The organism is Candidatus Benthicola sp., assembly GCF_058719085.1.
In genome coordinates, this window is record NZ_JBZQEK010000108.1 from 1 (window position 1) to 6,898 (window position 6,898).

Annotated in this window: 6 protein-coding genes and 1 pseudogene; all 7 read right to left on the reverse strand. The window is 67.0% G+C overall.

Annotated features, from left to right (window positions below; translation table 11 throughout):
- On the reverse strand, positions 1-181 hold a 181-nt coding region (locus AC36XV_RS08600), incomplete at its 3' end, for an ATP-binding cassette domain-containing protein (protein ID WP_492203276.1).
- A gap of 39 nt (positions 182-220) precedes the next feature.
- The gene (locus AC36XV_RS08605) at positions 221-1,648 is read right to left on the reverse strand and encodes an efflux RND transporter periplasmic adaptor subunit (protein WP_492203277.1); all 1,428 of its coding nucleotides are present in this window, start codon (positions 1,646-1,648) and stop codon (positions 221-223) included.
- A 433-nt stretch (positions 1,649-2,081) separates the two neighbouring features.
- Positions 2,082-3,515 (reverse strand): dihydrolipoamide acetyltransferase family protein, encoded by a 1,434-nt coding sequence (locus tag AC36XV_RS08610; RefSeq protein WP_492203278.1) that lies wholly within the window; start codon positions 3,513-3,515, stop codon positions 2,082-2,084.
- Positions 3,516-3,578: 63 nt separating this feature from the next.
- Positions 3,579-4,571, reverse strand: a complete 993-nt coding sequence (locus AC36XV_RS08615) for an alpha-ketoacid dehydrogenase subunit beta (protein ID WP_492203279.1) — start codon at positions 4,569-4,571, stop codon at positions 3,579-3,581.
- Complete coding sequence (locus tag AC36XV_RS08620; RefSeq protein ID WP_492203280.1) at positions 4,571-5,617, reverse strand: thiamine pyrophosphate-dependent dehydrogenase E1 component subunit alpha; 1,047 nt, start codon at positions 5,615-5,617, stop codon at positions 4,571-4,573. The genes AC36XV_RS08615 and AC36XV_RS08620 overlap by 1 nt, the downstream gene beginning before the upstream one ends.
- A 109-nt stretch (positions 5,618-5,726) precedes the next feature.
- Positions 5,727-6,695, reverse strand: coding sequence for a CAF17-like 4Fe-4S cluster assembly/insertion protein YgfZ (gene ygfZ, locus AC36XV_RS08625; RefSeq protein ID WP_492203281.1), 969 nt, complete (start codon positions 6,693-6,695; stop codon positions 5,727-5,729).
- A gap of 5 nt (positions 6,696-6,700) precedes the next feature.
- Positions 6,701-6,898, reverse strand: a pseudogene (locus tag AC36XV_RS08630) (tRNA-binding protein); the annotation flags it as partial.

Here is a 6,898-nt window from a genome sequence, read left to right on the forward strand (position 1 = left end):
CCAGCAGACCGACCAGCGACAACAGGGTGGACTTCCCGCACCCCGACGGACCCATGACCTCCGCGAACTCCCCGTCCCGGATCTCCATGTGAATGTCCGCCAGCGCGTGCGTCTCCATCTCCTCCGTGTAGAAGACCTTCTTGACGCCTTCCATCCGGATCAGAGGAATGTCTTTCTCCATGTCTCGCCTTTCCAGCTGAGGACGCTTCCGACGTCGAAGTTACCTGATGCGGACCCGGTCCACGTCGTCGTACCGGGACATGTCCGAGAGGATGATCACGTCGCCTTCACCGAGGCCTTCCACCACCTCGATCTGGTTTACCGAGCTCCGACCGAGCTGCACGGTGACCCGTTCTGCGGCATCCCCATCCTCGATCACCCGGAAGAGGCTCACCGTGCTGTTGCTCTGCCCGTAAGCGGGCCGCCCGACGTGCAGCACGTCGTTCAATCTCTCCAGCTCGACCGTTCCATCGATGTTCAGGTCCGGGCGCGCCCCGGCCGGGAGGTCTCCCTGCAGCGTAACTTCCACCAGCACCGAGCCGCCCTGGACGTTCGGGTCCACGCGCCGCACTCGTCCCGGAATCGTGTCCGTGCGGGTGTCGACGTACGCGGACTGACCCACCTGAACGTCGCGGGCCTGCGTCTGGGGGATCCGGAGCTCCGCCTTGAGGCGCTCGGGGCGCGCCACGCGAGCCAGGGTCGTCCCCGACTGCACCCACTGCCCGACTTCCAGGTCGAAGTCCTGGAGCACGCCTTCGGCACCTGCCTTCACCTTCATGTTGGCCGAGCGCTCCTGGTAGTAACGGTAGATGTTGTGAAGCCGCTCCACCTGGTCACGCTGCACCGCCAGGCGCTCCTCGATCGTCTGGTTGAGAAGATCGAGCTGTGCCTGCTCGGTACGCAGGCGTTCCTGCAGCGCCTCCGCGTTGTCGCGAGCGTTCTCGTACTCGTTGCCGGACACCCACTCGTTGTCGGCGAGCCTCGAATAGGCCTCGGCCTGTCTGCGAGCCTCGCCGTACCGGGCGCGCGTGTCCGCCACCGCGGCCTCCTGCGCCAGGAGCCCCGTGCCGAGCGTCTGGCGCAGGGAAACGAGGGTGGCCTGGGCGGCCGTCCACTGCTGCTCGGCCTCCAGCACCTGGAGCTCCACGTCCGGATTCGAGAGCACCACGAGGATGTCCTCCGGGCTCACTTCCTGTCCTGGTTCGAAGTGAACGGATTCCACGCGCCCCGCCGTCACGGCGGCCACGAACTGCACCCGCTCGGGTACCAGCGTGCCCGAGCCCCGGACCTCGCGAACCATCTCACCCCGTTCCACCGTTCCCTGAACGACCACGTTGCGATCGACGGTCGGGGCGGCGGGCTCGAGCTGGCTGAGCAGATAGGTGACCACCAGCAGGCCGACGGCTCCCAGGGCGATATAAAGGTTGCGCTTCTTCTTGCCCTTCGGCGCCCGCTTGACATCCATGCCGGACAGTCGGCTCGTGCCCACGCCTCCGGCCTCGCCTGAAGCGTCCGAGCCTTCTCGCTCTCCGCGGCCCTTCCGGAGCGACAGGCGCGGTCGTTCCTTCTTCTCAACCAGTCGTGGACGGACCCGTTCCCGAGTCGCGCCTCCGACCGTTCCCTCCGCCCTTCCCTCAGGCTTTTCCATCAGGCTCTCTCGATCTTCAATGAGCGGTGCCTCTCCGCGCTCGCGCGGCAGGCCGAGTCCCCGGTCGACGAGCTCTGTCTCGGTGGCGGATCATGTAGGGAAGAAACATCGCCCCTCACTCCGCACCGGGGACCCCGCAGTACGCACCGATACGGCCACTCGTTTCAAGGGCAATGCCCGTGCCACCCCTTCGATACGGTCCAAGGTGCTTCGTGACAATACGTTGAAGGAGATCGGGCCGGTCCGGTCCGGCATGCCGGATGTTCGGATACGCGACGATGTGTACCAAAACCGGACACTTCGCGTTCCCACGGTCCTCTGACAGCGGGAAACGGGGCCCGTAGGCAGATCGCTTCCGGGCGGAAGGAACGACGACGGCCCTCCGGGAAAGGGCCGCCGACTGGACATCAGAAAGGCGAGGTGGAGACGGAGCTCAGATCACGTCTTCGGGGAAGTTCTCCAGAACCTCCTTGACCTTGTTGAGCCAGAAGGCGGCGATGGCGCCGTCCACCACGCGGTGATCGTAGCTGAGCCCGAAATACGACATGTGCCGAATGCCGACCACGTCGTTGCCCATGGTGTCCTGGACGACCACCGGTCGCTTCTCGATCACCCCGGTTCCGAGGATCGCGACTTGAGGCTGGTTGATGATCGGCATACCGAACTGGTTTCCGAACACCCCCACGTTTGTGATTGTGAAGGTGCCGCCTTCGATGTCCGAGAAATCGAGCGTCTTCGATCGCGCCTTCTCGGCGAGCTCGTTCGCGCCGGCCGTCAGGCCCATGAGGCTGAGCTGATCGGCGTTCTTGAGCACGGGCACGATCAGCTCCTTGCCGTCGGCCACGGCGACCGCGATCCCGAGGTTGATGTCGCGATGGTAGACGATCCGGGTGCCGTCCACCGAGGCGTTGAGGATCGGATACTCGCGAAGAGCCTCCACCACGGCCTTCATGATGAAGGGGCCGTACGTGAGCTTGATGCCCTGCTCCGCGAACCTCGGCTTCAGCTTCCGGCGAAGACGGACCACGTGCTCGAAGTCGATCTCGTTCACCGAGGTCACGTGAGCCGAGATGCGCCTCGACATCAGCATGTGCTCCATCGTTCGCAGCCGGACCCGGCTCATCTCCTCCACCGTGTCGCCTTCGCGCACGGGCACCTGCGGGATCCGGATGTCGAGCGTTGCCCCGTGGATCGGCACGCGCATCGTTCCGGGCGGACCCGCTTGCTCGGGCGCGGAGGCGGCCGAAGGAGCCGGCTCCGGTTTTCCGGCTGCCGTCTTCGGAGTCGGTTCCTGCTCCGCGGCGACCTCCTTCTTCTCGATGTGCTCGAGGAGGTCGTCCCGCGTCACCCGACCCGCGATGCCGGTTCCCTCGACGTCCGCGATGTCGACGCCATGCTCGGCGGCCATTTTCCGGACGAGCGGCGTGGAACGAGTCTGCAGGCGCTCTTCACGGCTGGCCGGACCTTCCGTGCCCGACGCGGCAACGGACTCTCTCACGGGCCGGGCCTCCTCGTCCTGGGTACCGGGCGCCGCTTCCGCGGCCGCCTCCGGCGCCTCGGGCGTCTCGGCGCTGTCCACCTCCGCCGCTTCCTTCTCCGATTCCGCCTCCTCGCCGGCGGCTTCTCCCTCGGTGTCGATGCGGGCGACCACCGTGTTCACCTCCACGGTCGCTCCCTCCTCGACGAGGATCTCGACCAGGGTGCCGGCTTCCGGCGACGGGATGTCGGCGTCCACCTTGTCCGTAGAAATCTCGAACAGGTCCTCGTCCCGCTCCACGGAGTCGCCGACCTTCTTGAGCCACTTCGTCAGCGTGCCCTCCGCGATCGATTCCCCCATCTGCGGCATGATCACATCGACCTTGGACATCTCACGTTCCTTTCCTGAAACCGTCTCGGCCCGATCCCGACGGGCTCCGTCTTCGATGGGCGATCAGTAGGCGAGCAGCCACCGGGCTGCCGACACGATGTCCTCCTCGCCGGGGAGGTAGTAATCCTCGAGCGTGGGCGCGTACGGCACCGGCGTGTCGATCGCCGTGACCCGGCGGATCGGAGCGTCGAGCCACTCGAACGCCTCCTCGCACACCTGGGCCGTGATCTCGCCGGCGAATCCCCCGAATCTCGGGGCTTCGTGCACGATCAGGAGCCGGCCCGTGCGCCGGACGCTCTCCACGATGGCCGTCGTGTCGAGCGGCCTGAGGGTGCGGAGATCGATGATCTCGACTTCGGCCCCATCCTCGGCGGCGATCCGCGCGGCCGCCTCGTCCGACCGGTACACCATGGCGCCGTAGGTCACGATGGTCAGGTCGGTGCCCGGCCGGTGCGTGCGTGCGCGGCCGATCGGCACGAGTATCTCCTCGTCCACCGGAAGCTCTTCCTTGATCCGGCGGTACAGGAACTTGTGCTCGAAGAACAGCACCGGGTCCGTGTCCCGGATCGCCGACCGCAGGAGTCCCTTCGCGTCGTACGCCCTCGCTGGAATGACCATCTTGAGGCCCGCGACGTTGGCGAAGTAGGACTCGACGGACTGAGAATGAAACGGTCCGGATCTCGCTCCCGCACCGCACGGCCCCCGGATCACGATGCCCGCGCCGATCCCGGTGCGGTAACGGGACTTGGCCGCGAAGTTCACGATCATGTCGAAAGCGGGCGCGATGAAATCGATGAACTGCATTTCCGCGACCGGCTTGAGCCCCATGTGCGCGGCCCCGATCGCTGCGCCGACGATGGCGGCCTCGCTGATCGGTGTGTCGATCACCCGGTCGGCGCCGAATTCCTCGAGGAAGCCCTCCGTGACCTTGAAGGCCCCGCCATAGGCCCCGATGTCCTCTCCGAGCAGAAACACGGCGTCGTCCGTCCGCATCTCCTCGCGCAGGGCTTCCCGGATCGCCTCGAGGTAGGTGATCTCCCCAGTGTTCCCGGCCATCAGGGGCTCTCCGCTCTTCTGGCCCGGCGGCTGCCCGCGGGCGACAGCGCCTCGTATCCAGGAGGCGAGTCCAGCCGGGTCCAGGGTACTTCCGGATCGAGGGACGGATTCGCGTACACACGCGTCCGCGCTTCGTCGGCCGGCGGGTATCCCTCTCCCAGCACCTTCTCCGTCGCCTCGTCGAGCTCCGAATTCACTTCCGCGCGGACCTCCTCGAGGCCGGAGGCGGACTCGAACCCGAACTCCACCAGGTACGCCTCGAAACGCCGAAGGGGATCGCGTTCCCTCCAGGTCTGGAGCTCCTCGGGTGACACGTACTTCTGTCCATCGTGCTGAGCATGACCGAGCATGCGGTACGTCTCGGACACGATCAGGGTCATTCCGTCCCCCGCCCGAGCGCGGGCCACGGCCTGTGACGCCGCGTCATAGACCTCGAGCACGTCGTTGCCATCCACGGTCACGGCGGGCACGCCGTAGGCTCCGGCCACGTCGGCCCAGCTCTCCACGGCGGCCACGGAGGTGCTCGGCGTACCGAAGGCCCACCGATTGTGCTGCAACACGACGACGATCGGAAGCTCGAGAGCCGAGGCCAGCGACAGCCCTTCGTGGGAGGCACCCGTTCGCGAGGCGCCTTCCCCCTGGAACGTGAGACACACCCGCGGCTCGCCCCGCGTTCGGAAGCTCAGGGCCACGCCGTTGAGCACACAGAGCTGCGTGCCGAGGGGGCTGATCGGGCCCAGGATTCCGAGTTCCGGCACGGTGAAGTGGTTGGTGTTGTCCTTGCCCGCGCACAGAGACGTGCCCCGCGCCGTGTACTGCCGGAGAACATCGGCCGGATCGAGTCCGCGGGCCAGAAGGGCCCCGAGATCACGAATGGACGGGGCCAGCCAGTCCCCCTCCGCGAGAGCGTAGCCGCAGCCGACCGCCGTCGCCTCCTGGCCGAGGCTTCGATAGAGCCCGCCGACCACGTGACCCTGCTTGAACAGGGTCTCGAGTCGCTCCTCCACGGCACGGGTGAGCCAGAGGAGTCGATACAGGGTCCGCATGTCCTGCCGGTCCAGGGCGTTCAGATGTGTTCTCCCGCGAGGGTGTCCGGAGCCGGAACCCAAAGTACGGGAGGGAAACGGAGCCTGCAAATCGCTTCGCCCCGGCACTTTACGTGATGGTAAAGGGAAGTTGGCGGACGCGACATTCGATCGGAGGCCTGGTTTCCAGCCGTACGGCGTCGCCCGGACCGAGGGTACGTCGCACGTAGGCGAGGCCGATCGCGCCGAAGCGGGGCGAATGGCACCAGGACGTGATGTGTCCGGCCTCCCGATCCGCGTGCACGAGCGGGGTTGCGGGTGACGGGTGTTCCCGCGGCTCCTCTTCTCCCTGGATGCCTCGAAGGTGCCTCTGGACGCTTCCGCGGTAATGAATCCGGGCCACCACTTCCTGACCCGTGTAGCAGCCCTTGTCGAAGCTCACGGCGCGCTCCACGAGACCCGTCTCCTGGGGAAGGTGGTCGGGTGTGATCTCTCGGCCGTACCGGAGGATCCCCATCTCGATTCGCCACACCTCCCAATCGACGCGGGTCGCCTCGATCGCACCGGCTGTGCGAAGTGCGGCCGCGAACGTGTCCACCGCCGAACCACCCGCCGGGGCGAGGTAGTCGTACCCTCCCCCCTCCTCCTCGGGCCGCGGGACGGAGATGAGCGACGCCTCCGGCGGCTCGAGCCCGGCGCGGAACCCCGTCGCGTGCGGGCCCGTGAGAGTCAGGAACCGGGCGTCGTCGAGCTCCGTGAGAGACGCGAACCGGGGCGGCAGATAGGTCCCGAAGTGCTCGAGCAGGCCCGGGAGCGCCTCTCTCGACAGGTCGAGCAGGTAGGCAGCCTCGACCCGCACCACCCTTGGCACGGCTATGGGGCGGCCCCGGGAAGACAGGACGAAGCTGAGCCGGGCCTCTCCGACCTCGATCGCCTCGACGTCGGCGCTCAGGAGACCATTGAGCACTCGGCCCGCGCGCGCTCCTTCGATGCGAATGAGAGCGCGGTCGCGATCCTCCCGAAACGCCACGGAGTGGCAGAGGGCGTCGTAGCCCGGTCCCGGATCGGCAGGAACGGAGACGTCCTGCGGGTCGGCCACCGCGGTCAGAACAGCCGCCCGCCGTCTGGAACCGGGTCGGCAGGCTGCAGAAGCACCGTCTGACCGGATTCATCGGGAAGGCCCAGCGTCAGGCACTGGGACTCGAAGCCCGCGATATTGCGTGCCCCGAGGTTCACCACGGCGATCACCTGACGTCCGGGAAGGTCATCGACGGCGTAGCGGGCCGTGAGCCCGGCGGCCGA